The 23278-nt window shown below is 69.2% G+C and carries 28 protein-coding genes; 11 read left to right on the forward strand and 17 right to left on the reverse strand.

Annotated elements, in window-relative coordinates; genetic code table 11:
- Window positions 1-105: 105 nt before the first annotated feature.
- The 16 genes from C556_RS0102410 to C556_RS0102485 all read right to left on the reverse strand — a co-directional run bounded on the left by C556_RS0102410 (window position 106) and on the right by C556_RS0102485 (window position 11124).
- Window positions 106-717: a LysE family transporter gene (locus C556_RS0102410; RefSeq protein WP_018746631.1), complete on the reverse strand. Its 612-nt coding sequence runs from the start codon at window positions 715-717 to the stop codon at window positions 106-108.
- A 21-nt stretch (window positions 718-738) separates the two neighbouring features.
- Window positions 739-1872: a DUF805 domain-containing protein gene (locus C556_RS0102415; RefSeq protein WP_018746632.1), complete on the reverse strand. Its 1134-nt coding sequence runs from the start codon at window positions 1870-1872 to the stop codon at window positions 739-741.
- Between the two features lie 199 nt (window positions 1873-2071).
- Entirely contained in the window at window positions 2072-2710 is a 639-nt protein-coding gene (gene hisG / locus C556_RS0102420) for an ATP phosphoribosyltransferase (RefSeq protein ID WP_018746633.1), read from the reverse strand.
- A gap of 4 nt (window positions 2711-2714) precedes the next feature.
- A complete protein-coding gene (locus C556_RS0102425) occupies window positions 2715-3119 on the reverse strand; it encodes a DUF4870 domain-containing protein (protein ID WP_018746634.1) in 405 nt (134 codons plus the stop codon).
- Window positions 3120-3129: 10 nt separating this feature from the next.
- The gene (gene murA, locus C556_RS0102430; RefSeq protein WP_018746635.1) at window positions 3130-4380 is read right to left on the reverse strand and encodes a UDP-N-acetylglucosamine 1-carboxyvinyltransferase; all 1251 of its coding nucleotides are present in this window, start codon (window positions 4378-4380) and stop codon (window positions 3130-3132) included.
- A 252-nt stretch (window positions 4381-4632) separates the two neighbouring features.
- Window positions 4633-4812, reverse strand: a complete 180-nt coding sequence (locus tag C556_RS0102435) for a hypothetical protein (protein ID WP_018746636.1) — start codon at window positions 4810-4812, stop codon at window positions 4633-4635.
- On the reverse strand, window positions 4809-5045 hold the full coding sequence (locus C556_RS0102440; protein ID WP_018746637.1) for a BolA family protein: 237 nt from the start codon (window positions 5043-5045) through the stop codon (window positions 4809-4811). The genes C556_RS0102435 and C556_RS0102440 overlap by 4 nt, the downstream gene beginning before the upstream one ends.
- Window positions 5046-5051: 6 nt before the next feature.
- The gene (locus C556_RS0102445; protein ID WP_018746638.1) at window positions 5052-5807 is read right to left on the reverse strand and encodes an ABC transporter permease; all 756 of its coding nucleotides are present in this window, start codon (window positions 5805-5807) and stop codon (window positions 5052-5054) included.
- Between the two features lie 41 nt (window positions 5808-5848).
- Window positions 5849-6307, reverse strand: a complete 459-nt coding sequence (locus C556_RS18995; protein WP_018746639.1) for a GNAT family N-acetyltransferase — start codon at window positions 6305-6307, stop codon at window positions 5849-5851.
- Between the two features lies 1 nt (window position 6308).
- Window positions 6309-7217: an ABC transporter ATP-binding protein gene (locus C556_RS0102455; RefSeq protein WP_018746640.1), complete on the reverse strand. Its 909-nt coding sequence runs from the start codon at window positions 7215-7217 to the stop codon at window positions 6309-6311.
- Entirely contained in the window at window positions 7214-8062 is an 849-nt protein-coding gene (locus C556_RS19000; RefSeq protein WP_018746641.1) for an MlaA family lipoprotein, read from the reverse strand. The genes C556_RS0102455 and C556_RS19000 overlap by 4 nt, the downstream gene beginning before the upstream one ends.
- On the reverse strand, window positions 8059-8331 hold the full coding sequence (locus C556_RS0102465; protein WP_018746642.1) for an STAS domain-containing protein: 273 nt from the start codon (window positions 8329-8331) through the stop codon (window positions 8059-8061). The genes C556_RS19000 and C556_RS0102465 overlap by 4 nt, the downstream gene beginning before the upstream one ends.
- Entirely contained in the window at window positions 8328-8948 is a 621-nt protein-coding gene (locus tag C556_RS0102470) for an MlaC/ttg2D family ABC transporter substrate-binding protein (RefSeq protein ID WP_018746643.1), read from the reverse strand. The genes C556_RS0102465 and C556_RS0102470 overlap by 4 nt, the downstream gene beginning before the upstream one ends.
- Window positions 8945-9433, reverse strand: a complete 489-nt coding sequence (gene mlaD, locus C556_RS0102475) for an outer membrane lipid asymmetry maintenance protein MlaD (protein WP_026262741.1) — start codon at window positions 9431-9433, stop codon at window positions 8945-8947. Before mlaD ends, C556_RS0102470 begins: the two co-directional genes overlap by 4 nt.
- A 91-nt stretch (window positions 9434-9524) precedes the next feature.
- A complete protein-coding gene (mlaE, locus tag C556_RS0102480) occupies window positions 9525-10322 on the reverse strand; it encodes a lipid asymmetry maintenance ABC transporter permease subunit MlaE (RefSeq protein WP_018746645.1) in 798 nt (265 codons plus the stop codon).
- Window positions 10315-11124: an ABC transporter ATP-binding protein gene (locus C556_RS0102485; RefSeq protein WP_040430203.1), complete on the reverse strand. Its 810-nt coding sequence runs from the start codon at window positions 11122-11124 to the stop codon at window positions 10315-10317. Before C556_RS0102485 ends, mlaE begins: the two co-directional genes overlap by 8 nt.
- Window positions 11125-11345: 221 nt before the next feature.
- On the opposite strand from C556_RS0102485, the gene C556_RS19005 reads away from it, so the two are divergent.
- From C556_RS19005 to C556_RS21375, 9 genes are all read left to right on the forward strand, one after another.
- Window positions 11346-13025, forward strand: coding sequence for a pilus (MSHA type) biogenesis protein MshL (locus C556_RS19005; RefSeq protein ID WP_169338584.1), 1680 nt, complete (start codon window positions 11346-11348; stop codon window positions 13023-13025).
- Window positions 13026-13449: 424 nt separating this feature from the next.
- Window positions 13450-15132 carry a GspE/PulE family protein gene (locus tag C556_RS0102495; protein ID WP_018746648.1) on the forward strand — a complete coding sequence of 561 codons (1683 nt, stop codon included), beginning with the start codon at window positions 13450-13452 and terminating at the stop codon, window positions 15130-15132.
- Window positions 15132-16319, forward strand: a complete 1188-nt coding sequence (locus tag C556_RS0102500) for a type II secretion system F family protein (RefSeq protein ID WP_018746649.1) — start codon at window positions 15132-15134, stop codon at window positions 16317-16319. The genes C556_RS0102495 and C556_RS0102500 overlap by 1 nt, the downstream gene beginning before the upstream one ends.
- Window positions 16316-17638 (forward strand): hypothetical protein, encoded by a 1323-nt coding sequence (locus tag C556_RS0102505; protein ID WP_018746650.1) that lies wholly within the window; start codon window positions 16316-16318, stop codon window positions 17636-17638. Before C556_RS0102500 ends, C556_RS0102505 begins: the two co-directional genes overlap by 4 nt.
- Window positions 17635-18165: a hypothetical protein gene (locus tag C556_RS0102510; protein WP_018746651.1), complete on the forward strand. Its 531-nt coding sequence runs from the start codon at window positions 17635-17637 to the stop codon at window positions 18163-18165. The genes C556_RS0102505 and C556_RS0102510 overlap by 4 nt, the downstream gene beginning before the upstream one ends.
- Window positions 18162-18392: a hypothetical protein gene (locus tag C556_RS0102515; RefSeq protein ID WP_018746652.1), complete on the forward strand. Its 231-nt coding sequence runs from the start codon at window positions 18162-18164 to the stop codon at window positions 18390-18392. Before C556_RS0102510 ends, C556_RS0102515 begins: the two co-directional genes overlap by 4 nt.
- Window positions 18389-19111 carry a hypothetical protein gene (locus tag C556_RS23545; RefSeq protein ID WP_018746653.1) on the forward strand — a complete coding sequence of 241 codons (723 nt, stop codon included), beginning with the start codon at window positions 18389-18391 and terminating at the stop codon, window positions 19109-19111. Before C556_RS0102515 ends, C556_RS23545 begins: the two co-directional genes overlap by 4 nt.
- A complete protein-coding gene (locus C556_RS0102525; RefSeq protein WP_018746654.1) occupies window positions 19096-19824 on the forward strand; it encodes a type II secretion system protein in 729 nt (242 codons plus the stop codon). The genes C556_RS23545 and C556_RS0102525 overlap by 16 nt, the downstream gene beginning before the upstream one ends.
- A 27-nt stretch (window positions 19825-19851) precedes the next feature.
- The gene (locus C556_RS21375; protein ID WP_018746655.1) at window positions 19852-20478 is read left to right on the forward strand and encodes a type II secretion system protein; all 627 of its coding nucleotides are present in this window, start codon (window positions 19852-19854) and stop codon (window positions 20476-20478) included.
- Between the two features lie 126 nt (window positions 20479-20604).
- Here the strand turns inward: C556_RS21375 and hda are convergent, their stop codons facing one another.
- Window positions 20605-21321, reverse strand: a complete 717-nt coding sequence (gene hda, locus C556_RS19020) for a DnaA regulatory inactivator Hda (RefSeq protein ID WP_018746656.1) — start codon at window positions 21319-21321, stop codon at window positions 20605-20607.
- 197 nt (window positions 21322-21518) lie between these two features.
- On the opposite strand from hda, the gene purM reads away from it, so the two are divergent.
- Together purM and purN are read left to right on the forward strand one after the other, a co-directional pair.
- Window positions 21519-22556: a phosphoribosylformylglycinamidine cyclo-ligase gene (gene purM / locus C556_RS0102540; protein ID WP_018746657.1), complete on the forward strand. Its 1038-nt coding sequence runs from the start codon at window positions 21519-21521 to the stop codon at window positions 22554-22556.
- A 120-nt stretch (window positions 22557-22676) separates the two neighbouring features.
- On the forward strand, window positions 22677-23276 hold the full coding sequence (gene purN / locus C556_RS0102545; protein WP_018746658.1) for a phosphoribosylglycinamide formyltransferase: 600 nt from the start codon (window positions 22677-22679) through the stop codon (window positions 23274-23276).
- Window positions 23277-23278: the final 2 nt, after the last annotated feature.

The raw sequence follows: 23278 nt of genomic DNA on the forward strand, positions 1-23278 counted from the left end.
GTGACGAAGCAGGACCGTCGATTATACCCAAGCGTGCAGCGGCTGACCCCGCCGGCTTGGCAACGATGCGTATTGGATCAAATCCCGCCGGGCCGTCGATTCGCCCTAGGACAACGCGACCTTCACCCCCAGCGCCACCAGCACGCCGCCGAGCACCTTGTCGATCAGGCGCTGCGCCCGCGCCAGCGTGACCCGCACCGCGCGGCTCTGCACGATGAACACCAGCAGCGGCCACCAGATCACGCCCAGGATCCAGATGATGAAGGCGTACCAGACCTTGGCCACCAGCGAGGTATCGACGCTGAGAATCTGGGTGAACACCGACAGGAAGAACAGCGTGGCCTTGGGGTTGAGCAGGTTGCACAGCAGCCCCTGTATAAAGGCCGCGCGCAGGCTGATGCGCTCGTGGCCGGCGTCCGGGTCCATCGCGGCCCCGCCCCGGGCGCGCAGCGCCTGGATGCCGATCCACACCAGATAGGCCGCGCCGGCGTACTTCAACACGTTGAACAGCCAGGGCGTGGTGGCGATGATGACCGCCAGCCCGGCCACGCAATAGCTCATGTGGACGGCGATGCCCAGGTTGATCCCGGCGGCAGTGGCCAGCGCGGCGCCGCGCGAATAGCGTGCCGCGTTCTTCATCATCAGGAAGAAATCCGGCCCCGGCGACAGCATGGCCAGCAGGGCGATGGTGGTGACGAGCAAGGTGGTGTCGAACATGGGCAGCTCCGCAGCAAGACTTCAGACAGATTCTTCGGTCTCTTCCAGCACAAAATAGCCTTCCGGGTTCACCCAGGTGTCCCACGGCAGCAAGCGAGGCAATCCGAGCAGGACCATCGCCAGGCAAACGGCGGCGGCGACGTTGATCGGCGTGGTGGACGGCTCGGCCGGTGGCCCGAATTCGTTGTCGTTCTCGGGGCCGGGCACCGCCGCCAACCCCAGCAGTGTCAGCGCAAGCAGCATGATGGCGAAGGTGCCGACGCGAACATCGATCAGCAGCAGTGCCGCCGGACCGACGGCAGCCCAGGCCATCCACCAGGAGGACATGCCCAGATCGTGCAGGCGGAACACGGTCAGCCGACCGTACAACGCAGCCCAGGCTACCAGGAACGGCACGCCGACACTTTGTACCAGCATCAGCGAGTGCGAAGCGAGCATGACCCCTGGTAGCAGCGCCACCAGCATGGCGAGCGCATACGCGAGATAGCGCATCCGTCCCAGCCGGCCATCCAGACGCAGGCCGACCGCCTGCGGCGTTTCGTAATAATCCGCCGACAGCACCCCTTCGACGACGGGCCGGGGCGTGTCATGCCGAGAGGCTAGCGCTTCGGCCCGTGCCTCGCGCTCGGCCTGTGCCTTGGCGGCGGCCAGACGCGGCATGTCCACGCCGCAAGCGACGCACAAGGTGCGTCGGGGCTGGCCATGGCCACACGCCGGGCAATTCATGGTTTCCACCGCAGGTGCGGGGCGGGCTTCGGGCTGGGCGGCTGGTTCGTCTGATCGAGCCGGAACGGCAAGTGATTCGGCCGGACGTGGCGCTGCCTGGACCTGGGTCGCGGGCATGGCCGATTCGGGCGCATCGTCCAGCAGCAATGTCGGAAACGCATCCGGCGCCGCCACGCGGCGCGGCTGGTAGGGCCGGCCGTCCAGGTGCTCCACCCGCACCACCGCGCCGGTGCGCGCCAGCAACGGCAGGTAGGCGTCGAGATGCTCGACCGGCAGTTGCTGCTTGATGATGGTCGGCGCGTTGTCGATCAGTTCGGCGACGCGCTCGCGCTCCAGCTTGAGCAGGCCGCCAAGCTGATGCAGCAGGGATTCTCGGGTATGGCCCGGCAGGATGGCGCCGGTCAGCAGCAGGCGGACGGTATTGCTCATTCTTGTGTCATGGACGAGGGATGCCTGCCGAAAACTAGTGCAAGCCATTCCATCCGGCAAGCCGGGAAAGGGGCTCGAAAGCGCTTCCAGACGCCATCAAATTCGCCCGTCTTGCCCTGTATCAGACCGCGACGGCGGATCGCCCCGCAAAACACCGGGGCGAAGGGCGGATATGCCCCGCCCGCCCCAGCGTCGACGATCAGTGGCCGATGGCGCCGGCGAAGGCGTCGATCATCGGCTGGATCTGCTCTTCCTTGAGCTTGAGCGCGGCCTGGTTGACGATCAGCCGGCTGGAGATGTCGCGGATGTGCTCGACCGCAACCAGATCGTTGGCCTTGAGCGTGCCGCCGGTGGACACCAGGTCGACGATGGCGTCGGCGAGACCGACCAGCGGCGCCAGTTCCATCGAGCCGTAGAGCTTGATCAGGTCGACGTGCACGCCCTTGGCGGCGAAGTGCTCGCGCGCCTGATCGGTGTACTTGGTGGCCACGCGCAGCCGCGCGCCCTGCTGCACCGCGCCTTGGTAATCGAAGCCGTTCTGCACCGCCACCATCAGCCGGCACTTGGCGATCTCCAGGTCCAGCGGCTGGTAGAGGCCGGCGCCGCCGTGCTCGATCAATACGTCGCGCCCCGCCACGCCCAGGTCGGCGGCGCCGTACTGCACGTAGGTGGGCACGTCCGAGGCGCGCACGATGATCAGGCGCACGTCGTCGCGGTTGGTGCCGATGATGAGCTTGCGGGAGGATTCCGGCGCCTCGGCCGGCACCACGCCGGCGGCGGCCAGCAGCGGCAGGGTTTCCTCGAAGATGCGTCCCTTGGACAGCGCGATCGTGATCATGGCGTTACTTGAATAGTTTCAGGGACACGGGGTACTTCGACGGCCAGCCGTTGATGGCCTTGGCGCCTTCCCACAGGCCGAACATGGTCGAACCCAGCACCACCCACCAGATCGGGAAGGCCGAGTGCATCACGCCGGCCAGGACCAGCGCCGCCACGTAGAAGCAGCCCATCAGCAACTGGAAGTTGCACGCCTGGACGGCGTGCTGCTCGACGAACTCCGACTGCACCCGCGCGAATTGCAGCACCAGGAACGGCACCACCAGCGCCATGCCGGGGATCGGCACGTAAGGAATCCACAGGATGCCGGCCAGGTGCGCCAGCGCGGCGAAGCCCTTCTCCAGTTGGGTGGGCGGGCGTGGCTTGCCGTCGTTGTCTTCGCCGGCGGGCTTGGGGTTGAACGTCAGCACGGCGGCTTCCTCAGGAAATACGTTCGATGTTGGCGCCGATGCCCGACAGCTTGCGCTCGATGTGCTCGTAGCCGCGGTCGAGGTGGTAGATGCGGTCGATCACCGTCTCGCCCTCGGCCACCAGGCCGGCGATCACCAGCGAGGCCGACGCACGCAGGTCGGTGGCCATCACGGTGGCGCCGGACAGCTTCTCCACGCCGCGCACCACCGCGGTATTGCCCTCGGTGGCGATGTCGGCGCCCATGCGCGCCAGTTCCGGCGCGTGCATGAAGCGGTTCTCGAAGATGGTTTCGGTGATGACGCCGGTGCCCTCGGCCACGGTGTTCAGCGTCATGAACTGCGCCTGCATGTCGGTGGGGAACGCCGGGTACGGCAGGGTGCGGAGGTTCACCGCCTTGGGGCGGCGTTTCATGTCCAGCGAGATCCAGTCGTCGCCGGCCTCGATGTAGGCGCCGGCCTCGCGCAGCTTGTCCAGCACCGCTTCCATGATGCCGGCGCGGGTGTTGCGCAACACCACGCGGCCCTGCGCGGCCGCGGCGGCGCACAGGAAGGTGCCGGTCTCGATGCGGTCGGGGACGATGGCATGGGTGGCGCCGTGCAGGCTCTTCACGCCCTCGATGGTGATGGTGTCGGTGCCGTGGCCGCTGATGCGGGCGCCCATTTTGTTCAGGCATTCGGCCAGATCGAATACTTCAGGCTCGCGCGCGGCGTTCTCGATGGTGGTGACGCCGTCGGCCAGCACCGCCGCCATCATCAGGTTCTCGGTGCCGGTCACCGTCACCATGTCGGTGACGATGCGCGCGCCGCGCAGCTTGCCGCGCGCCTTCACGTAGCCGTGCTCGATGACGATCTCGGCGCCCATCGCCTGCAGGCCCTTGATGTGCTGGTCCACCGGCCGGGCGCCGATGGCGCAGCCGCCCGGCAGCGACACCTGGGCCTCGCCGAAGCGCGCCAGCGTCGGGCCCAGCACCAGGATGGACGCGCGCATGGTCTTCACCAGCTCGTAGGGCGCCACCAGGCTGCTGACCTGGTTGGCGGTCAGTTCGAACTCGTGCACGTTGTCGGTCATCACCCGCACGCCCATGCCCTGCAACAGCTTCTGCGTGGTGAGCACGTCGCGCAGTTGCGGCACGTTGGTCAGGCGCAGCGTGTCCGCCGTCAGCAGGCCGGCACAGAGGATGGGCAGCGCCGCGTTCTTGGCGCCGGAAATGGTGATCTCACCGTCGAGCGGCGCACCGCCGTTGATCTTGAGCTTGTCCATCGGGGTTCTTTCTTGAAAACGAAAAGGCCCGCGTCGGGGATCGGCGCGGGCGGGGTGCCTGGGGCGCAATTATGGCGCTTGTTGGGTGTTTCGTGTTGCGGGATGTCACGGCGCTTGAAACCAGTGAAGGGGGAAGAGGGAAGGGCGAAGGGTGCGGCACGCATTGCGCGCCTCAAGTCAAAAACCTGGCACCACGCCGCAGTTGCCTTTGACGTTACCCTTCCCTCTTCCCCCTTCTCCCTTCCCTGCATTTCACAAGTACTTGGCAACCAGCCAGATCACCAGCGCGATCACCCACGGCAGGTTGGCGAGCGCAGTCAGGCGCGCGACGCTGCGGCGGTTCTCGGGGCTGCGCGCGGCGGCCTTGGCCGCTTCGATCCGGGCGCGCTCGCCGGTGACGCCGTCCAGGCCGAAGCGCGACGGCTCGCTCATGGCGCGGCTTCCGCCGGGGTGCGGGTGGCGCGCAGCGACAGCGCGTGCAATTCGCCCGAATCGAGCTTGGCCTTGAGCCGATCCTTCACCAGCCGGTGACGGTCGAGCAACTTGAGGCCCTCGAACGCGGGGGAGACGATGGTGGCGTAGAAGTGGTGGCCGTCGCCCTCCACCTCGACCGCGGTACAGGGCAGCGCTGCTTCGATCAGCGCCTTGACTTCGTTGGGATGCATGAAAAATCAGTGCCTTATCTTGAAGCCGGATCTTATCAGCCAGTAGGCCCAGCCGGCGAGTAACAGAAAGAATCCCGACACCACCGCCAGCGAGAACCACGGCGACACGTCGGCCATGCCGAAGAAGCCGTAGCGGAAACCGTCGATCATGTAGAACACCGGGTTCCAGTGCGAGACCGATTGCCAGAACGGCGGCAGGCTGTGGATGGAATAGAACACGCCGGACAAAAAGGTCAGCGGCATGATCAGGAAGTTCTGGAACGCCGCCAGCTGGTCGAACTTCTCGGCCCAGATGCCGGCCACCAGCCCCAGCACCGCCATCACGCCGCAGCCCAGCAACGCGAACGCCAGGATCCACAACGGGTGGGTGATCGCCGGCATGGCGAACCACACGGTGACCGCCAGCACGCCCGCGCCGACCACCAGCCCGCGCACCACCGCGGCCAGCACGTAGGCGGCGAAGAATTCGAAGTGCGACAGCGGCGGCAGCAGGATGAACACCAGGTTGCCGGTGATCTTGGACTGGATCAGGCTGGAGCTGGTGTTGGAGAACGCGTTCTGCAACATGCTCATCATCGCCAGCCCCGGAATCAGGAACGCGGTGTAGCGCACGCCCGGATACGGCTGCACGTGCGCGTCGAGCACATGGGCGAAGATCAGCAGGTAGAGCAGCCCGGTAAGCACCGGCGCGGCGACGGTCTGGAACGCCACTTTCCAGAAGCGCAGCAGTTCCTTGTAGAAGAGCGTGTAGAAGCCGGTCATGGGATGCCTGTGAGGGTCGTTGCGGCGCGCGGGGGCGTCGCCTAGGAATGACTTGCCGGGGTATCGGTGGCCGGGTCGAGCGGCTTGACGAAACGCAGCCCGGTGCTGCGATAGCCGTGATGGCGGTAGAACGCGTGCGCCTCGCCGCGATGGTCGCCGCTGTTGAGCAGTACCGAGCCGGCGTCGTTGTCGCGCGCCCAGCACTCGGCCTGGGCCAGCAATGCCCGCCCCAATCCCTGCCCCCGTGCGGCTTCGTCCACCACCAGCGCGACGATGCGCACGTAGGCGCCGTCCTTCTCGATATACCAATCGCGCGCCAGGGCGATCAGGCCGGCGACGCGCCCCTGCCAGTCGGCGACGAAACAGGCGTAGCCGCCGGCGCGCTCCAGGTTGGCCAGCCGCACCTGCACCGCTTCCGGCGTGCTCGGGTAGCCCAGCTGCACCAGCAGCTCGGCGATCTGCGCGGCGTCGGCGACGACGGCGGGGCGGATGGCCGGCATGTCAGCCTTCCCGGGCGGGGTCGCGCATCATGCCGACGAAGATGTCTTCCAGGTCGGGCTTGTCCACTTCGATGTCGCGCACGCTGATCTGCTCGGCCTGCAACGCGGCGAGCACGCCGGCCAGTGCCGAGGCGTCGGGCAGCTTGAGCGCGAAGCCGTCGTCGCGCTCGGCGGTCAGCAGCGGCCGCAGCGCATCGGGCAGGCGCGAGGGCGTCAGCCGCAGGAACAGGCTGCGCGCCTTGTCGCGCTTCATCAGCGTGTGCTTGTCCTCCAGCGCGATCAGCCGCCCCTGCTTGAGCATGGCGATGCGGTTGCACAGCTCCTCGGCTTCTTCGAGGTAGTGCGTGGTCAGCACGATGGTGTGGCCGTCGGCGTTGAGGCGGCGGATGAACGACCACAGCGTCTGCCGCAGCTCGACATCGACCCCGGCGGTGGGTTCGTCCAGCACGATCACCTGCGGCCGGTGCACCAGCGCCTGCGCCACCATCACCCGGCGCTTCATGCCGCCGGACAGCGCGCGCATGTTGCTGTGCGCCTTGTTGGTCAGGCCCAGGCTGGCGAGGATTTCGTCGATCCAGTCGTCGTTGCGCTTCAGGCCGAAATAGCCGGACTGGAAAGCAAGGGTCTCGCGCACGGTGAAGAACGGGTCGAACACCAGTTCCTGCGGCACGATGCCGACGGCGCGGCGCGCGGCGCGATAGTCGCGCTCGACGTCGTGCCCCATCACGGCGACCCGGCCGGCGGTGGCACGGGCCAGCCCGCCCAGGATCGAGATCAGCGTGGTCTTGCCTGCGCCGTTGGGGCCGAGCAGCGCGAAGAAATCGCCCTGCTCCACCGTGAAGCTCACCCCGTCCAGCGCGGCGAAGTCGCCGTAGCGCTTGACGACGCCGTCGAAGGCGATGGCGCTCACGGTGCGCTGCCGCTGGCCGCCTCGGCGGCCGGTTCGCTGGCGGAGCCCGTATCCGGGACGGCGGTGTCCGCCGGCTCGACCGCGGAGGCGTCGTGCGCGATGGGCCCGTCGGTGGGGCCGGGATCGAAATCGTCCAGCTGGTCGTCGTCGTCGAGTTCGCCCAGCGGCAGCGGGTGCGGCGGATGCCCGTCGTGCACCGCCGCCCAGCGGCGTTGCAGATAGGCGTCGCGGATATACGCGTACTCGTCGGGCTGGCTTTCCAGCAGCGTGTCGAGCGGCAACAACCTGACGCGGCTATCGACCAGATACATCGCGTAGTAGCCGACGCTCCAGGCATCGCTTTCGATGAAATCGAGCGGCCCTGCGAAGTAGCGACCGATCGGCTCGACCGAATCGCGCAGGGTCAGCGGGCCGTATAGCGGCAGCATCAGGTAGGGGCCGGTCGGCACGCCGTAGAAGCCCAGCACCTGGCCGAAATCCTCTTCGCCCTTGCGCATGCCCAGGCCAGTGCCCCAGTCGATCAGGCCGCCGATGCCGACGGTGGTGTTGACCAGCACCCGGCTGCCGCTGTGCGCCGCGGCGGTGCCCTTGAACTGCAACAGCGCGGCCAGCGTGGAGAAGAGATCGTCGATGTTGCCGAAGAAATTACTCACGCCCTTCTGCACCGGCTGCGGCACGTGCTTGGCATAGGCGGTCGCCGTCGGCTTGAGCACGGCGCGATCGAGCGCGCGGTTGAGCGCGTAGGTCTCGCGGTTGATGGGTTCGAGCGGGTCGTAGTTGTTTCGCGGCGTGGCACAGCCGGTCAGCAACGCGCCGGCCAGCAGCGCAGGCAACAGACGCTTCATGCCGCCGCTCCGGCAAACGGCAGCAGTTGGTCCACGCCGTAGACCCGCGCCAGTTGCAGCAAGCCTTCGGGCGCGCCGACGATGCTCAGCCGGGTGCCCGCGGCCTGGGCGCGGCGCTGCCAGGCCAGCAGCAGGCCGAGCGCCGCCGAGTCGGCGCGACCGACGCCGGACAGATCCAGCGTCACCGCCTCGCCGGCGATGGCGGGCTCGTCGAGCCGGCGGGCGGCTGTTTCCAGCGTCAGCTCGCCGCTGAGCGCACACACGGTCACTTGGCGGACGCTCCGTTGGCCTGCACGCCGTTCCGCAGGGCATTGTTGCGGTCGGACAGTTGCTTGATCAGGCCATCCAGGCCGTCCTTGCGGATCACCGCGGCGAACTGGTTGCGGTTGTTGACGATGAAGCTGATGCCGTCGACCGAGATGTCGAACACCTTCCAGCCCTGGCGCGCGCGCTCGAAGCTGAAATCGACCGGGATCGGCTTCTGGCCGGGCAGCGACACCTCGGTACGCACGGTCTGTTCGTCGTCCCCGGCGCCGGGGCGGGCGCCCTTCACCTCGACCTCGGCATTCTTGTAGACGGTCAGCGCCGACAGGTAGGTGCGGACCAGCATGGTGCGGAACTCGCGGGTCAGCGCCTGCTGCTGCTCGGGCGTGGCGGTGCGCCAGTAGCGGCCCACGGCGAGCGCGGTCATGCGGGTGTAGTCGGCCAGCGGCGCCACGCGGGCGTCCACCAGATCACGGACCTTGATCGGGTCCTTCTCGTTGGACTTGATGATGGCGAGCACGTCGTCGCTCACCTTGCGGGTGAGCTGCTCGGGGGTTTCGTTCGCGGCCAGCGCGAACAACGGCATCAGTCCGATCACCAGACCGGCAATCCATCGCTTCATTGAGCATGCTCCGTAGGTGTTTGTTCTCCAGCCGTCTCTGCCTTGGAAAACAGGAAGCGGCTGATCAGTTGTTCGAGTACGACCGCCGACGAGGTGATGGCGATCCGCCCGCCCGGCTCCAGGTTCTTGTCGTCGGCGCCCGGCTCCAGGCCGATGTACTGCTCGCCCAGCAGGCCGGAAGTCAGGATCTGCGCGCTGCTGTCGCGGCTGAAGTGATAGCGCGAATCCAGCGCCAGGGTGACCTTGGCCACGTACAGGTTCGGGTCCAGCTCGATGCCGGTCACGCGGCCGACCACCACGCCGGCGCTCTTCACCGGCGCGCGCACCTTCAGGCCGCCGATATTCTCGAAGTTGGCGCTGACGCTGTAGGTGCTAGCCGCCGGCAGCGTGCTCTGGCTGCTCACCTTGATCGCCAGGAACAGCAGCGCGACGGCCCCGGCCACCGCAAACAGGCCGACCCAGAAGTCGATCATTCCACGTTTCATTCTCATTATCCTAAGTAAGCGCCGATCCCGACAGCCCCACGGTGCCGCGTTGCCTTCGCCGCGAACCGCGCAGGCCCGCAACGTGGCCCGCTCACATTCCCGTGAACATGAAGGCGGTCAGGACAAAATCCAATGCCAGTACGACCAGCGCGCTGGTCACCACGGTACGGGTGGTGGCACGCGACACACCTTCCGCCGTCGGTGGCGCGTCGTAACCCTCGAACACCGCGATCAGGCTGATCGCCACGCCGAAGAACACGCTCTTGATCACACCGTTGAGCACGTCGCCGCGAAAATCCACCGACGACTGCATCTGCGACCAGAAGCTGCCGGGGTCCAGCCCCAGCAACTGCACGCCGATCAGGTAGCCGCCGAAGATGCCCATCGCGCTGAACATCGCCGCCAGCAGCGGCATCGACAGCACGCCGCCCCAGAACTTGGGCGCGACCACCCGCGCAATCGGGTTGACCGCCATCATCTCCATCGCCGCCAGCTGCTCGGTGGCCTTCATCAACCCGATCTCGGCGGTGATGGCACTGCCGGCGCGACTGGCGAACAGCAACGCGCCGACCACCGGCCCCAGCTCGCGCACCAGCGACAGCGACACCAGGATGCCCAGCGCGCTGGACGAACCGAAACGCACCAGCGTTTCGTAGCCCTGCAACGCCAGCACCATGCCGACGAACAAGCCGGATACGGCAATGATCAGCACCGACAGCACGCCGGCGAACCAGATCTCGCGCATCGTCAGCTGAAAGCGCAGCAGCGAGGTGGGCGAATGCCGCAGGATGGAGACGAAAAAGCGGCAGGCGAACCCGAGCTTGATCAGGCGATCGGTCAGCGGCGCGCCGAGGCGGGCAAAGAGCTTGACCAGTCCGTTGTTATTCACGCCCCACCTCCAGGCCCAGGTCGGCGGCGTAGGCGCCGGCCGGCTTGTGGAACGGCAACGGGCCATCCTTCTGCCCGGCGATGAACTGGCGCACGAACGGGTGCGACGATTCGCGCACCGCCTCGGGTGTTCCCTCTGCGATCACCCCGCCTTCGGCCACGAAGTAGACGTAATCGACGATGGCCAGCGATTCGGCCACATCGTGGGTCACCACGATGGACGCAGCGCCCAGTGCGTCGTTCAACTCGCGGATCAGCGAACCGATGGTGGTCAGCGAGATCGGGTCCAGCCCGGTGAACGGCTCGTCGTACAACATCACCCGCGGGTCGAGGGCGATGGCCCGCGCCAGAGCCACCCGCCGCGCCATGCCGCCCGACAGCTCGGCCGGCATCAGTTGCGCCGCGCCGCGCAGGCCCACCGCCTGGAGCTTCATCAGCACCAGGTCGCGGATCATCGATTCGGGAAGTTGAGTGCGCTCGCGCAGCGGAAAGGCCACGTTGTCGAACACCGACAGATCGGTGAACAGCGCGCCGAACTGGAACAGCATGCCCAGCTTCTTGCGCCGCTCGTACAAGGCCGATTCGGACAGCGCGCCGATGTCCTCGCCATCGACCTCCACCCGTCCGGCGTTGGCCTTGAGCTGACCGCCTATCAGGCGCAGCAGCGTGGTCTTGCCGGAGCCGGAGCCCCCCATGATGGCGACCACCTGCCCCGCCGCCACACTGAGCGTCACGTCGCGCAGGATGTCGTTTTCGCCGTAGGCGAAGCGGACTCCTTCAAAGCGGACCAAGGGGATAGCCATGTTTAGACTGGTCAGTACAAACCGGCATTTTAGAGTCTTGGCGACCTCGCGGCTAGTGCGGCGCAGCACGCCGTGCACTCGCGACAACACCTGCCAGCCCCGACCGTTCGTCGCCTCGCCGTTCCTTTGCCGCCAAGTTCCGACCTATACCCAAGCCACCCTAAAACTTACCAACCAAAAAATTTTATCCTTATATGTGCGCAAGAACGCACTCATTGAAAATGACCCTACCCACTCATAAAGCCCCTGGGCAGATCGCAGCGCGGCTGATCCTGACCCTGGCTCTCGGCTTGTCCGGCTGCGCTGCCGACCCGGTGGCGTCGCCGCTGGCGGATCGCCATATCACCCGCGACGCGCTGCCGGCCGAGCCGCCCCAGGCCATGACCAGACCTGCCGCAAAGCCAGCACCGACAAGCCCTCGACCCCCATTGCCACGCTACAGCCTGGTGGCGGAGCGCCAGCCGGTGGCCACGCTGCTGTTCGCCCTGGCGCACGATGCGGGGGTGCAGCTCGACCTGCATCCCGGTGTGGAAGGCGAGGTCACGCTCAACGCCATCGACCAGACGCTGGTGCAATTGCTTGAAAGGATTTCCGCCCAGACACCGTTGCGCTGGGCATTTCGCCACGGCGTGTTGCGCATCCAACCTGACACGCCGTTCGTCCACAGCTATCAGCTCGACTACCCCAATCTCAGCCGCGATCTCAAGGCCAACGTCATGCTCGCCAACTCGGTATCGAGCACCGGCAGCGGCCAGACGCCCACAAAGGGCAACAGCGGCAATAGTTCGGCCACGCGTATCGACAGCGTGTCGGAGAACCGCTTCTGGCAACGCATCCAGAGCAACCTGGAACGGCTGCTGGACGCTCCGGCAAGCGGCGGCTCGCCGGGCGGTAATCTGGTACTGATCCAGCCCGAGTCGGGCACGGTCAGCGTACGCGCCCCGCAACGCCTGCAACGCAACGTCGCCGGCTACCTGGCACAGGTGCAGGCCGGAGCGCGCCGCCAGGTGATGATCGAGGCCACCATCGTCGAAGTGGCGCTGTCCGACCGCTACCAGGGCGGCGTGGACTGGAGCCGGCTGGCCGCCGGCGTCGATGGTCTGAGCCTGGGCAGCGTCGTGCTGCCCGCCACCTTGGCGCAACCGCCGTACAGCGTGCTCAGCTACCACGACGAGGGCGGCCTGCTCGGCGGCACCTTCGACCTGACGCTGCGCCTGCTGGAACAGTTCGGCCGCACCCGGGTGCTGTCCAGCCCGCGCATCGTCGCGCTCAACAACCAGGCGGCGCTGATGAAGGTGGTGGAGGAGCAGGTCTACTTCACCCTGGACATCGACGAGGACAAGAACACCGACGGCGAGATCGTCGGCCGCTCCTACGCCAGCACCCTGCATACCGTGCCGGTGGGACTGGTGCTCCAGGTGATCCCCCAGATCTCCGCCCCCGGCGAGATCCTGCTCAACATCCGTCCCACGGTCACCCGCATCAGCGGCTATGTCGAAGACCCTGCCGTCGGCCTGATCGCCGCCACCGAGAAGCTGCCGGTGAAAAGCCTGGTGCCGGTGCTCCAGGTGCGCGAATTCGATTCCACCCTGCGCAGTGGCGACGGCCAGGTCACCGTGCTGGGAGGCCTGATCCAGGACACCCAGGACACCCGCCGCGACGGCCTGCCCGGCACGCGTTCGCTGGGCTGGCTGGGCGAGCTGTTCGGCTACCGCGACAACCGCGTCGGCAAGAACGAGCTGGTGGTGTTCCTGCGCCCGCGGGTACTCGGCACCGGCGACGTCGCCGCCGATCTGGCGGCATCCCGCCCGTTGTTGCCGGACGAGGATTTCTTCCGGCACGCCGACGACGACACGCTGTCGGCCTGGCAGGCCGGCCGGACCGCGCGGGTGGCGCCATGAAGTGGCACTGGCCTTGGCTGCGGCATGCCGCAACCGGCCCCCACCCCACTGCCACACCATCGTGGCCCATAGCGCGGCGCTGGCCGGCGGCGCTGGGTGGCTGTGGCATCGGACTCGTCATCGGGCTGGCCAGCGCGCCCTGGCTGGCGCCCGAACCCCATGCCGTGGCCGCCACCGCGCCGTTACCGACCTGGCCGGCTCCGGCCTGCCCCACCCTCGCCAGCGCCCCCGCGAGCCGCGCCGTTGCGGCACCGACTGCCTGCCCGCCGCAACGCGACGACACCGCCGTGTTCGCCGTCATGCCCGGCCGGCCCCCCGACCCGGCCTACCTCGGCTTCGAGGCGGCCGACGACGCCGACTTCCCGCTTTCCCCGGCGCCGTTCGCGGCCTCGGCCCATCCCGCTCTGGAACAAGGATCTCGACCATGAACGGCCTTTCCCCATTACCGCTGGGCGAAGCGTTGATCGCGCGCGGCTGCCTGAGCGACGACCAATTGCACATCGCCCTGCGCGAGCAGCGCCGCAACGGCGGCCGCCTGGAGCAGCACCTGCTGGGCCTGGGCTTCGTGAGCGACGCGGTGCTGCGCGAAGCCATGGCCGAGCGCCTGGGCATCCAGGCCGTCGCACTGCCCGAGCTGATCGCCGACGCCACCGCCCTGGCACGGGTGCCGCGCTGGCTGGCGCAACGCCACACCCTGTTGCCACTGGCCTGGGACGCCGAACGCCAGACGCTGACGGTGGCGATGGCCAACCCCGCCGACCTGGTCGCATTGGACGCGCTACGCCAGCAAGTGCCGGGCGGCGAACTGGCGACGCGGCTGGCGTCCGCCGCCGACATCCTCGACGCCATCGAACGCTGCTACGGCTTCGCACTGGCCATCGACGACATCCTGGACGAGATCGAGACCGGCGCCGCGCCCGAAGGCCAGGGCGACCATGCGCAGCCGGTGGTCCGGCTGGTCGACGCCGTGCTGGCCGATGCCGTGGCGCACCGTGCATCCGACATCCATTTCGAGCCCGAGGCCGGCTTCGTGCGCATCCGCTACCGCGTCGACGGCGTGCTGCGGCAGATCCGCGCGCTGCACCACAGCTACTGGCCGGCGATGACGGTGCGGCTGAAGCTGATGGCCGGGATGAACATCGCCGAAAACCGCGCGCCGCAGGACGGCCGCCTGAGCCGGCACGTGGCCGGCCGCCGCATCGACTTCCGCGCCGCCACCCATCCCACCACCTGGGGCGAAAACCTGGTGCTGCGCATCCTCGACCGGCGCAGCGGCCTGGTGCCGCTGCCGCGCCTGGGCTACTCGGCCGACAACCTGGCACGGCTGGGGCAACTCGCGGCACGGCCGGAGGGGCTGATCCTGGTGGTCGGCCCCACCGGCTCGGGCAAGACCACCACGCTGTACGCGCTGCTGGACGGGCTCAACAGCGAGCAGGTCAACCTGATGACGCTGGAAGACCCGGTGGAATACGCCATGCCGCTGATGCGCCAGACCTCGCTCAACGAGGCGGCGAAACTGGATTTCGCCGGCGGCGTGCGTTCGCTGCTGCGCCAGGACCCGGACATCCTGCTGGTCGGCGAAATCCGCGACGCCGACACCGCCGCCATGGCGCTGCGCGCCGCGATGACCGGACACCGGGTCTACGCCACCCTGCATGCCAACTCGGCACTGGCCGCGCTGCCCCGGCTGCGCGAGCTCGGCGCGCCGCCCGCCCTGCTGGCCGACTGCCTGAGCGGCATCGTCGCCCAGCGCCTGCTGCGCACGCTATGCCCGCACTGCGCCGAACCGTATCCGGCGGATCGGCCCGAACGCGCGCTGCTCGGCCTGCCCGACGACGCGCCCGCCCCGGTGCTGCATCGCGCGGTCGGCTGCCCGGCGTGCCACCACCAGGGCTATCGTGGGCGGACCTGCGTCGCCGAAGTATTGCGCTGCGACACCGCACTGGCCGACCTGATCGCCGAGGGCGCCGGCCGCGAGGCGCTGGCCACCGCGGCTCGCGCGCAAGGCTTCGTACCGCTGCTCGACGACGCCTGCCGCCTGGTGCTCGACGGCAAGACCACGCTGGCGGAAGCGCTGCGCGTGGTCGATTTCGGTGAGCGGCGGTGATGCCCGGCTATCGTTACCGCGCCCTCGAACGCGACGGCACGCTGCGGCTGGGCCGGCTGCCCGCGACCGATCTCGCCGACCTGGAGCGGCAATTGGCGCGGCGCGCGTTGACGCTGTTGCGCGCCCGACGCGATCTGCTGCCTGCCGCCCGGGTCGGCAACCGCCGCGAGCGCCTGGCCTTCACCTTCCACCTGGAACAGATGCTGGCGGCCGGACTGCCGCTGCTCGAAGCCCTGGCCGACCTGCGCGAGCAGGCCGAGTCCCCGCACCTGGCCGCGCTGGCCGGCCAGTTGCACGACCGCATCGAGGGCGGCAGCACGCTATCCGCCGCGCTGGCGGAACAGGGATCGTCCTTCGACGCGACCTACGTGGCGCTGATCCGCGCCGGCGAACACAGCGGCAATCTGCCCGAGATGCTGGCGCGACTGGGCGCCATGTTGCGCTGGCAGGACGAAGTCGCCGCGCATACCCGCACCCTGCTGCTCTACCCCGCCATCGTCGCCGTGGCCGTCGGCGGCGCCAGCGCGTTCCTGGTCGGCTACCTGGTGCCGCAGATGGCGGATTTCCTGCGCGACCTGGGCGGACGCCTGCCCTGGTCCACCCGCGCGCTGATCGCGCTATCGGACTGGCTGGGCGCGCACGGCCTCGCCCTGCTCGGCGCGCTGGCGGCCGCCGTGCTGTCGCTGCCGCTGGCGAGCCGCCACGCCGGCCTGCGGCAAATCTGGGAGGCGCTGCGGCTGCGCCTGCCCTGGTACGGCCCGCTGCTGCACGGGCTGGCCATGGCGCGCTTCGCCCAGTGTCTCGCCACGCTGTACCGGGCCGGCGTGCCCATCCTGTCCGCGCTCGACCTGGCCGGCGCCGCCGCCGGCAACCCGACCCTGGGCGCGGCATTGCAGCGCGGTGGCGAACGGCTGGCCGCCGGGCAGGGTCTGGCCGACAGTCTCGGCGGCGAGCGTCTGTTCCCGCCGTGGGTGGTGCGCCTGCTGCGCCTCGGCGAACAGACCGGGCAACTCGATCAGGCGCTGTCGCACGTCGCCGAGTGGTATCGCCGCCGCGTCGGCGCCACCATCGAGCGCGCCCAGGCGCTGATCGCCCCGGCGCTGACCGTCCTGCTCGGCGGGCTGCTGTGCTGGGTGATGCTGGCGGTACTGGGGCCGATCTTCGACGCGGTGGGGTCCATGCGATGACGCGAACCCTCACCCTGCTGCTGAGCGACGGCGGCCTGGCCCATGTCGATCAGCCGTGGCGTCGCATCGATCCGGCCGACCCGCACGCGCTGGCGCAGTTCGCCCGCGTCACGGCGCGCGCCGGACTACCGCTGCGCCTGCTGATCGACGTCCGCGACGAAACCCTGATCGCCGAGCCCTTGCCCCGCCTGGGCCGGCGCGACCGGCAGGCGCTGCTGCAACGCCGGCTGGCGCAGCACGACCCGGCCGCCGCGCATCGCCACGCCGGCCTGTTCCAGGGCGCGGCGCTCTACAGCGCCCTGCCCGCCACGACACCGCTCGACGCCGTACTCGATGCGCTGGCAGACGCCGGGGCGGTGATGCTCGGCGCCTGGTCCCTGCCCCGGCTCGCGCTGTCGCTGGCCGACGTGAGCGATGCCCATCGCCTGCTGCTGTGGCCCGGCCCGGACGGCGCACTGCGTCAGGCGCTGTTCGTCGCCGGTCAATTGCAGTTGTGCCGGCTGGATGACTCGCACCCGTCAAGCCCCGCGGCCGAGCGACTGGCCGATGCCATCGCACACCAGGCGCAACTGGCGCTGCGTCATCTGGCGGGACACGGCCACCGCGCGGACAGCCTGGCCGTGCAGATCCTGGCGCCGCACGGGTCGGCCTCACGGATCGCCGACGACGTGCGCGCACGCGCCATCGATGAACTGTGCATCACCGCGCTGCCGCTGCCGGCGGGCCATACGCTGGCCAGCTACTGGGCGCGCCGGCTCGAAGCCGATGCGCCGCCCCATCACTACGGCACGCGCCGCCAGCTGAAGCGCGGTTGCTGGCTGCGTCGCCTGCACCTCGCCAGACGACTGGGTCTCGGGCTGCTGCTCGGCGCCACGGTCTACGCCAGCCACGCGCTGGCCACGGCGCAATCGCTGGACTCGGACACCGCGCTGCACCGGGCCCGAGGCGTTGCCGTCGAACAATGGCTGGCCGCGCAGCAACCGTCCGCCGAAGTCCGCGCCGCGCTGGCGGAACCGCAACTGGCCCGTCTCCGCCAACTCGATCGGGCCCATCTCGCCGACCGGCCCGACCCGCTGGAACTGACCCAACGCCTCAGCCTGGCGTGGCCGCTGGCGGCGTCGGCAATCCTGTCTCGCCACGCCTGGCAGATCACGGCCGACGGCCGCAGCGTGGCGCTGGAACTGGCCGGCACGGCGGTCGCGGCGCCAACGCCGGCCGACGTGGCGAGCCTGACCCGGGCGCTCGATGCCAGCGCGACCGTCTCCGGCGATGATCGGTCGTTCCAGCTGCGCCTGACCATCCCGAGGCCCCGGCCATGATGCCCGCGCCGTTGCGACGACAGCTCGTCCAGGCGCTGGGGTGGTGGCTCGCCGCGCTGGGGCTGGCCTGGTCCGCCCACACCGCCCTCGCCACCGCCCGGCACGCGCATGAACTGGCCGAGCAGGACAGTCTGCGACTGCGAAAGCAGGCCGAACGCCTGGCCGAGGCCACGCATTACGCGCCGCGCCTGGCAACGCTGCGCGCCGCCGGCCTGCTGACAACGGCCGACGCCCCGGGCCTGGCCGTGGCGCTGAGCCGGCTGGCCGAAGCCATACCCGAAGCCGGCCTGCGCTACCGCGTCGAGCCCGCCGGGCCCGTGGCCGGTTTCGACGGACTGGCGCAGGCGCTGCCGGTCGACATCGAATTCAGCGCGCGCCACGAGCCCGCCTTGGCGGCGATGCTGCACGCCATCGAGCAACTGCCGGGTCGCCCCACCGCGCAGCACTGCGAAGTGACGCGCGCCAGCGTCGGCCTGCTGGCGCGCTGCCGTCTGGTGCGCCTTGGCCTGACGGAGCAAACGCCATGAAACGCGCACCCTGGTTGTGGCTGCTGCTGTTGCCCAGCCCGCTGCCGGCGCAGGACGACTGGGGCACGCTGTTCACCACCCCGGCGGAACGCACGCGCCTCGACGCGCAACGTTCCGACCCCATGCCGACGCTACGGATCCGCGCCGTACTCTGGCGCGATGGGCCGCGCACGGTGTGGCGGGAAGAACACCCCGTCACGCCGGCCCCGCCAGCGGTGCCGCAATGAGCCGGCTGCGCGGCGCGGCCTTGCTGCTATTGCTGATGGCCCTGCTGCTGGCAACGACCACGCTGTGGTTGCATGGCCCGTTGCGCAGCCATGCGGCACAGCGGGCCATCGAACACGACAGCGCCGTGCTGGCGCAGGCCAAGTCCGCACTGCTGGCCTGGGCCGCACTGCATTGCGCGGCGATCGACGATGCGGCCGAAGCGGCGCGCGTGCGCAGTGGCGAACTGCCGGTACCGGATCGTCACGGGCCGGGGCATCCGGGTTTCGGGGTGCAGGACGCCAACGGCGCGTCGCTGGGGCGGCTGCCGTGGCGCACCCTCGGCCTGCCGCCGCTCCGCGACGCCAGCGGCGAACCGCTGTGGTACGCGGTGGCGGATCGGTATCGCGACAACGGCACCGGCTCGCTGGCGGAGCCCTGTACCGACGGCCTCGTGGTCAGCCCCGCGCCGCCGGTTGCCGGCGATTGCGTGATCGCCGTGGTGCTGGCGCCCGGCGCGCCGCGGCCGGGACAGCAACGCGACGAAGCCGCCGACGCGAGTGCCTATCTGGAAAGCGCCGTGGTCGACGGACGACGCTTCGACAACGCCGCGCGCCAGGGGCCGTTCCTCGCCGGGCCGTGGCCTGCCGGTGACGCCATCCAGGTCAACGACCGGCTGGTCGCACTCAGCTGGCGCGAACTGGCGCAATCCGGACTGGCCCAGCCATGCAGCGCGCCCTGATGCGGCAACGCGGCTTCTCCCTGCTGGAACTGGCCGTCGCGCTGGTGGTGATGGGGCTGCTGCTGGGCAGCGCGCTGACACCGCTTCAGGCACAGTGGCGCGCCCGCCAATGGCGCGAGACCGACGCGCTGCTGGCCACGGCGCGTGCCGCCCTGCTGGGCCACGCGCTCCAGCACGGTCGCCTGCCGTGTCCGGCACGCCTCGACGCGACCGGCGCCGCGGCCGGGATCGAGGCCCGCATCGGTGGCGCCTGCCAGCGCGACGACGGCGCGCTGCCGTGGGCCACGCTGGGCCTGCCAGCCGACGACGCCTGGGGCCGCGTGCTGCGCTACGCGGTCAGTCCCGGCTTCGCCGACGACGATCCGGCCACGCCTCGCGCCATCGCCGGCTGCGTCGCACCGCCGGCCAGCGGCAACGCCAGCTTCAACTGGTGCGCCCGTGGCGCGCTGGAGATCGACGACGCGGCCGACGGCACGCCGCTGGCGCGCCACGTGGTGGCGGTGGTGCTGTCGCATGGCCTGAACGGCGCCGGCGGCCACGACCGGCACGGTCGCCCGGGCGTGCCGGCCCAGGGCGCGGAAGCCGCCAACACCGATGGTGACCAGCGCTTCGTCGCCGGCCGGGCGCTCGGCGATGGCTTCGACGACCAGTTGGTCTGGCTGTCGCCCTTTCCATTGCACGAAGCGCTGCTGCGCGCACGGCGCCTGCCGTGACCCCATTCCCTTCCCGACGGAGCAATCATGAGACAAACCGTTTCGCAACGCGGCTTCACCCTGGTCGAGCTGGCCACGGTGATGGTCATCGTCGGCCTGATCCTGGGCCTGGCGTTCAAGGGGCGCGACCTGATCGATGGCGCGCGGGTCAAGAGCGCCCAGGCCAGCGCCAGCAAGGTGCTGGCGGCGATGCATATCTATTTCGAACGCTACGGCCGCTATCCCGGCGACGGCTGCAGCGGCAACGTGCCGCCGGAGCAGGTGACGCCCGCCGATTGCGGCGGCATCGCCGACAACCGCTACACCCCGGCCGAAGCCGCGGCCTTCGTGCCATTGCTGATCCGCACCGGCATGCTGTCCGCCGCCGACGCGCGCACGCCGTTCGGTGGCGACTGGAGCGCCGCGCCCGGCAGCGGCGCCGACAACACCGAGGCCCACGCGCTGTACCTGACGGTGGGCGGGGTGGACAGCCACAGTGTGGACCTGCGCTATATCTGCGCGCTGGATGCGCAGTACGACGACGGCGACCCCGCCGGCGGCCAGTTGCGTAGCAACGTATCGCCCGGCGGCGATGCCGGACGTTACCAGCGCGGCGACGATTGCTGGAGCGCCAAGCAGGGGATGCAGGCGCTGAATGTGAGGTTGCTGCCGTGAGGGATGGGGCGCATGGCGCCCCAGGGAAGGGTGACGAGGCTACGGCTCGGGGGAAGGGGGAAGGGGGAAGGGGGAAGGGCAAAAGCTAAAACCACCAAGCCGTTGTAGTTGCAGTTGCCGTTGCAGTTACCCTTCCCTCTTCCCCCTTCCCTCTTCCCGACCAGCCTTTCCCTCTTCCCGCCCCACCCCAAGCACCTCCCGCAGCAACGGCACCGTCACCGGGCGGCGCAGCGACAAAGCGTGCACGTTGGCGCGTTCCAGGACGGCGTTGAGCGCGGGCAGGTCGCGGGTGGCGTGGCGCAGCAGGTATTCCGCCGCGTCGTCGGACAAATCGAAGCCCAAAGCCACGGCACGCTGTTTCAGCGCGGCCACCTTGTCGGCGTCGGACAGCGCCTTCAGCTGGTAGACCAGGCCCCAGCCCAGGCGGGTGGTCAGGTCGTCGCGCAGCGGCAGCAGCATCGGCGGCAGGCGGCCGCTCGCCAGCAGGCGACCGCGGCCTTCGCGCAGGGTGTTGTAGTGGTCGAACAGGCGGATCTGCTGCTCGGCGCCGAGGGTATCGACGCCATCGACGATCAGCGCCTCGTCGCCCGAGAGCGTGTCCGGCAACGCGGCGGGCGGCTGGATCACCGTGCCGCCGCAACGCGCCGCCGCCGCGGCCAGCAGGTACGACTTGCCGACGCCGGCCTCGCCCCACAGGTAGAGGAAGCGCACGTCCTCGGCGCCAGCCAGCCACTCGCCCAGCATGAACAGCGGCTCGGCGTTGTCGCCGCGCACGAAGCCCTCGAAGCTGGGCGGCGCGGGCAGTTGCAGGTCGAGGACCAGTTGCTGCATCAGCGGGGGCATCGGTGCGGCGCCGGGGTGCTGGCCGCTCGGGCAGGACGGCGCACGCGCGCGCGACGGGCGATCAGGCGTTTCATGGAGGGATCGGGTAAACTACTGCGCTTTCAGTGAATTCCGGCCGGCCATTCTAGCGGCAAAGCAGTTGCCCACGCCACGCAGCGGCGGCCACGCCGGGCCACGCATCACTCCACGAGGCCTTCATGACCCCCACCAGCCTGAGCTACCGCGATGCCGGCGTCGACATCGACGCGGGCGATCAACTCGTCGAAAACATCAAGCCGTTCGCCAAGCGCACCATGCGTCCGGAAGTGCTGTCCGGCATCGGGGGTTTTGGCGGTCTGATCGAGATCTCGAAGAAGTTCAAGGAGCCGGTCCTGGTCTCCGGCACCGACGGCGTCGGCACCAAGCTCAAGCTGGCGTTCGAGCTGAACCGCCACGACACGGTAGGCCAGGATCTGGTGGCGATGAGCGTGAACGACATTCTGGTGCAGGGCGCCGAGCCGCTGTTCTTCCTCGACTACTTCGCCTGCGGCAAGCTCGACGTGGACACCGCCACCGAAGTGATCCGCGGCATCGCCCACGGCTGTGAGCTGGCGGGCTGCGCGCTGATCGGCGGCGAAACCGCCGAGATGCCGGGCATGTACCCGCAGGGCGAATACGATCTGGCCGGCTTCGCCGTCGGCGTGGTGGAAAAGAGCCAGGTGATCACCGGCGCCGACATCCGCCCGGGCGACGCGGTGCTGGGCCTGGCCTCGAACGGCGCGCACTCCAACGGCTACAGCCTGGTGCGCAAGATCCTGCATCTGACCGATGCCGATTACTCCGCCGAATTCGACGGCGGCCGCTCGCTGGCCGACGTGGTGATGGCGCCCACCCGCATCTACGTGAAGCCGCTGCTGAAGCTGATGGCCGAACTGCCGGTCAAGGGCATGGCCCACATCACCGGCGGCGGCATCACCGAGAACGTGCCGCGCGTGCTGCCGGACAACGTGGTGGCGCAGATCGACGCCAACAGCTGGACCTTCCCCAAGCTGTTCCAGTGGCTGCAAAGGGAAGGCAACGTCGCCACCGCCGAGATGCACCGCACCTTCAACTGTGGCGTGGGCATGGTGCTGATCGTCGCCGCCGAGCACGCCGAGCGCGCCACCGCGCTGCTCGCCGCCGAGGGCGAGACCGTCTACCGCCTGGGCGCGGTGCGCGAACGCAACGGCGACGAACACCAGACGCAGATCGCGTAAAGCTCCTGGGGAAGGGAGAAGGGAGAAGAGGGAAGAGTGTAAAGCATCGCTCCCGACACAACGACCGGCGCTTCGGTCGTCACTCTTCCCCCTTCCCTCTTCTCCCTTCCCGGTTTTCCCATGAAAAATATCGTCATCCTGATCTCCGGCCGCGGCAGCAACATGCAGGCCATCGTCGAAGCGGCGATTCCCGAGGCGCGCATCGCGGCGGTGATCGCCAATCGCGCCGACGCCGGCGGGCTCGCCTGGGCGGCGGAGCGCGGCATCGCCACCGCCGTGCTCGACCACAAGGCATTCGACGGCCGCGAGGCGTTCGACGCCGCGCTGGCGCAGCTGATCGACGGTTACGCACCCGATCTGGTGGTGCTGGCCGGCTTCATGCGCATCCTCACCCCCGGCTTCGTCAACCACTACGCCGGGCGGCTGGTGAACATCCATCCGTCGCTGCTGCCGGCCTTCACCGGCCTGCACACCCACGAGCGCGCACTGGCCGAAGGCGTGAAGTTCGCCGGCTGCACCGTGCATTTCGTCACCGCCGAGCTGGACCACGGTCCGATCATCGCCCAGGCGGTGGTGCCGGTGCTGGAGGACGACAGCGCCGACACGCTGGCGGCACGGGTGCTCAAGGAAGAACACCGGCTGTACCCTGAAGCGGTGCGGCTGTTCGCGCAGGGCCGCCTCAGCATCGACCAGGGCCGCGTCCGCGTGGCGCAGGGCTGACC

It is taken from the genome of Chitiniphilus shinanonensis DSM 23277 (assembly GCF_000374805.1).
Classification (GTDB): domain Bacteria; phylum Pseudomonadota; class Gammaproteobacteria; order Burkholderiales; family Chitinibacteraceae; genus Chitiniphilus; species Chitiniphilus shinanonensis.

Excerpts from the sequence above, each read along its gene's own strand:
- hda (WP_018746656.1), bottom strand. The coding sequence starts at position 21,321 with ATGCCCCCGCTGATGCAGCAACTGGTCCTCGACCTGCAACTGCCCGCG.
- C556_RS18995 (WP_018746639.1), bottom strand. The coding sequence starts at position 6,307 with ATGCCGGCCATCCGCCCCGCCGTCGTCGCCGACGCCGCGCAGATCGCC.
- mlaD (WP_026262741.1), bottom strand. The coding sequence starts at position 9,433 with ATGAAACGTGGAATGATCGACTTCTGGGTCGGCCTGTTTGCGGTGGCC.
- C556_RS0102485 (WP_040430203.1), bottom strand. The coding sequence starts at position 11,124 with ATGGCTATCCCCTTGGTCCGCTTTGAAGGAGTCCGCTTCGCCTACGGC.
- purN (WP_018746658.1), top strand. The coding sequence starts at position 22,677 with ATGAAAAATATCGTCATCCTGATCTCCGGCCGCGGCAGCAACATGCAG.
- C556_RS0102515 (WP_018746652.1), top strand. The coding sequence starts at position 18,162 with ATGAAACGCGCACCCTGGTTGTGGCTGCTGCTGTTGCCCAGCCCGCTG.
- murA (WP_018746635.1), bottom strand. The coding sequence starts at position 4,380 with ATGGACAAGCTCAAGATCAACGGCGGTGCGCCGCTCGACGGTGAGATC.
- purM (WP_018746657.1), top strand. The coding sequence starts at position 21,519 with ATGACCCCCACCAGCCTGAGCTACCGCGATGCCGGCGTCGACATCGAC.
- C556_RS0102505 (WP_018746650.1), top strand. The coding sequence starts at position 16,316 with ATGACGCGAACCCTCACCCTGCTGCTGAGCGACGGCGGCCTGGCCCAT.
- C556_RS0102440 (WP_018746637.1), bottom strand. The coding sequence starts at position 5,045 with ATGCATCCCAACGAAGTCAAGGCGCTGATCGAAGCAGCGCTGCCCTGT.
- hisG (WP_018746633.1), bottom strand. The coding sequence starts at position 2,710 with ATGATCACGATCGCGCTGTCCAAGGGACGCATCTTCGAGGAAACCCTG.
- C556_RS0102500 (WP_018746649.1), top strand. The coding sequence starts at position 15,132 with ATGCCCGGCTATCGTTACCGCGCCCTCGAACGCGACGGCACGCTGCGG.
- C556_RS0102410 (WP_018746631.1), bottom strand. The coding sequence starts at position 717 with ATGTTCGACACCACCTTGCTCGTCACCACCATCGCCCTGCTGGCCATG.
- C556_RS23545 (WP_018746653.1), top strand. The coding sequence starts at position 18,389 with ATGAGCCGGCTGCGCGGCGCGGCCTTGCTGCTATTGCTGATGGCCCTG.
- C556_RS0102435 (WP_018746636.1), bottom strand. The coding sequence starts at position 4,812 with ATGAGCGAGCCGTCGCGCTTCGGCCTGGACGGCGTCACCGGCGAGCGC.
- C556_RS0102525 (WP_018746654.1), top strand. The coding sequence starts at position 19,096 with ATGCAGCGCGCCCTGATGCGGCAACGCGGCTTCTCCCTGCTGGAACTG.
- C556_RS0102495 (WP_018746648.1), top strand. The coding sequence starts at position 13,450 with ATGAACGGCCTTTCCCCATTACCGCTGGGCGAAGCGTTGATCGCGCGC.
- C556_RS0102415 (WP_018746632.1), bottom strand. The coding sequence starts at position 1,872 with ATGAGCAATACCGTCCGCCTGCTGCTGACCGGCGCCATCCTGCCGGGC.
- C556_RS19005 (WP_169338584.1), top strand. The coding sequence starts at position 11,346 with ATGACCCTACCCACTCATAAAGCCCCTGGGCAGATCGCAGCGCGGCTG.
- C556_RS0102445 (WP_018746638.1), bottom strand. The coding sequence starts at position 5,807 with ATGACCGGCTTCTACACGCTCTTCTACAAGGAACTGCTGCGCTTCTGG.
- C556_RS19000 (WP_018746641.1), bottom strand. The coding sequence starts at position 8,062 with ATGAAGCGTCTGTTGCCTGCGCTGCTGGCCGGCGCGTTGCTGACCGGC.
- C556_RS21375 (WP_018746655.1), top strand. The coding sequence starts at position 19,852 with ATGAGACAAACCGTTTCGCAACGCGGCTTCACCCTGGTCGAGCTGGCC.
- C556_RS0102510 (WP_018746651.1), top strand. The coding sequence starts at position 17,635 with ATGATGCCCGCGCCGTTGCGACGACAGCTCGTCCAGGCGCTGGGGTGG.
- C556_RS0102470 (WP_018746643.1), bottom strand. The coding sequence starts at position 8,948 with ATGAAGCGATGGATTGCCGGTCTGGTGATCGGACTGATGCCGTTGTTC.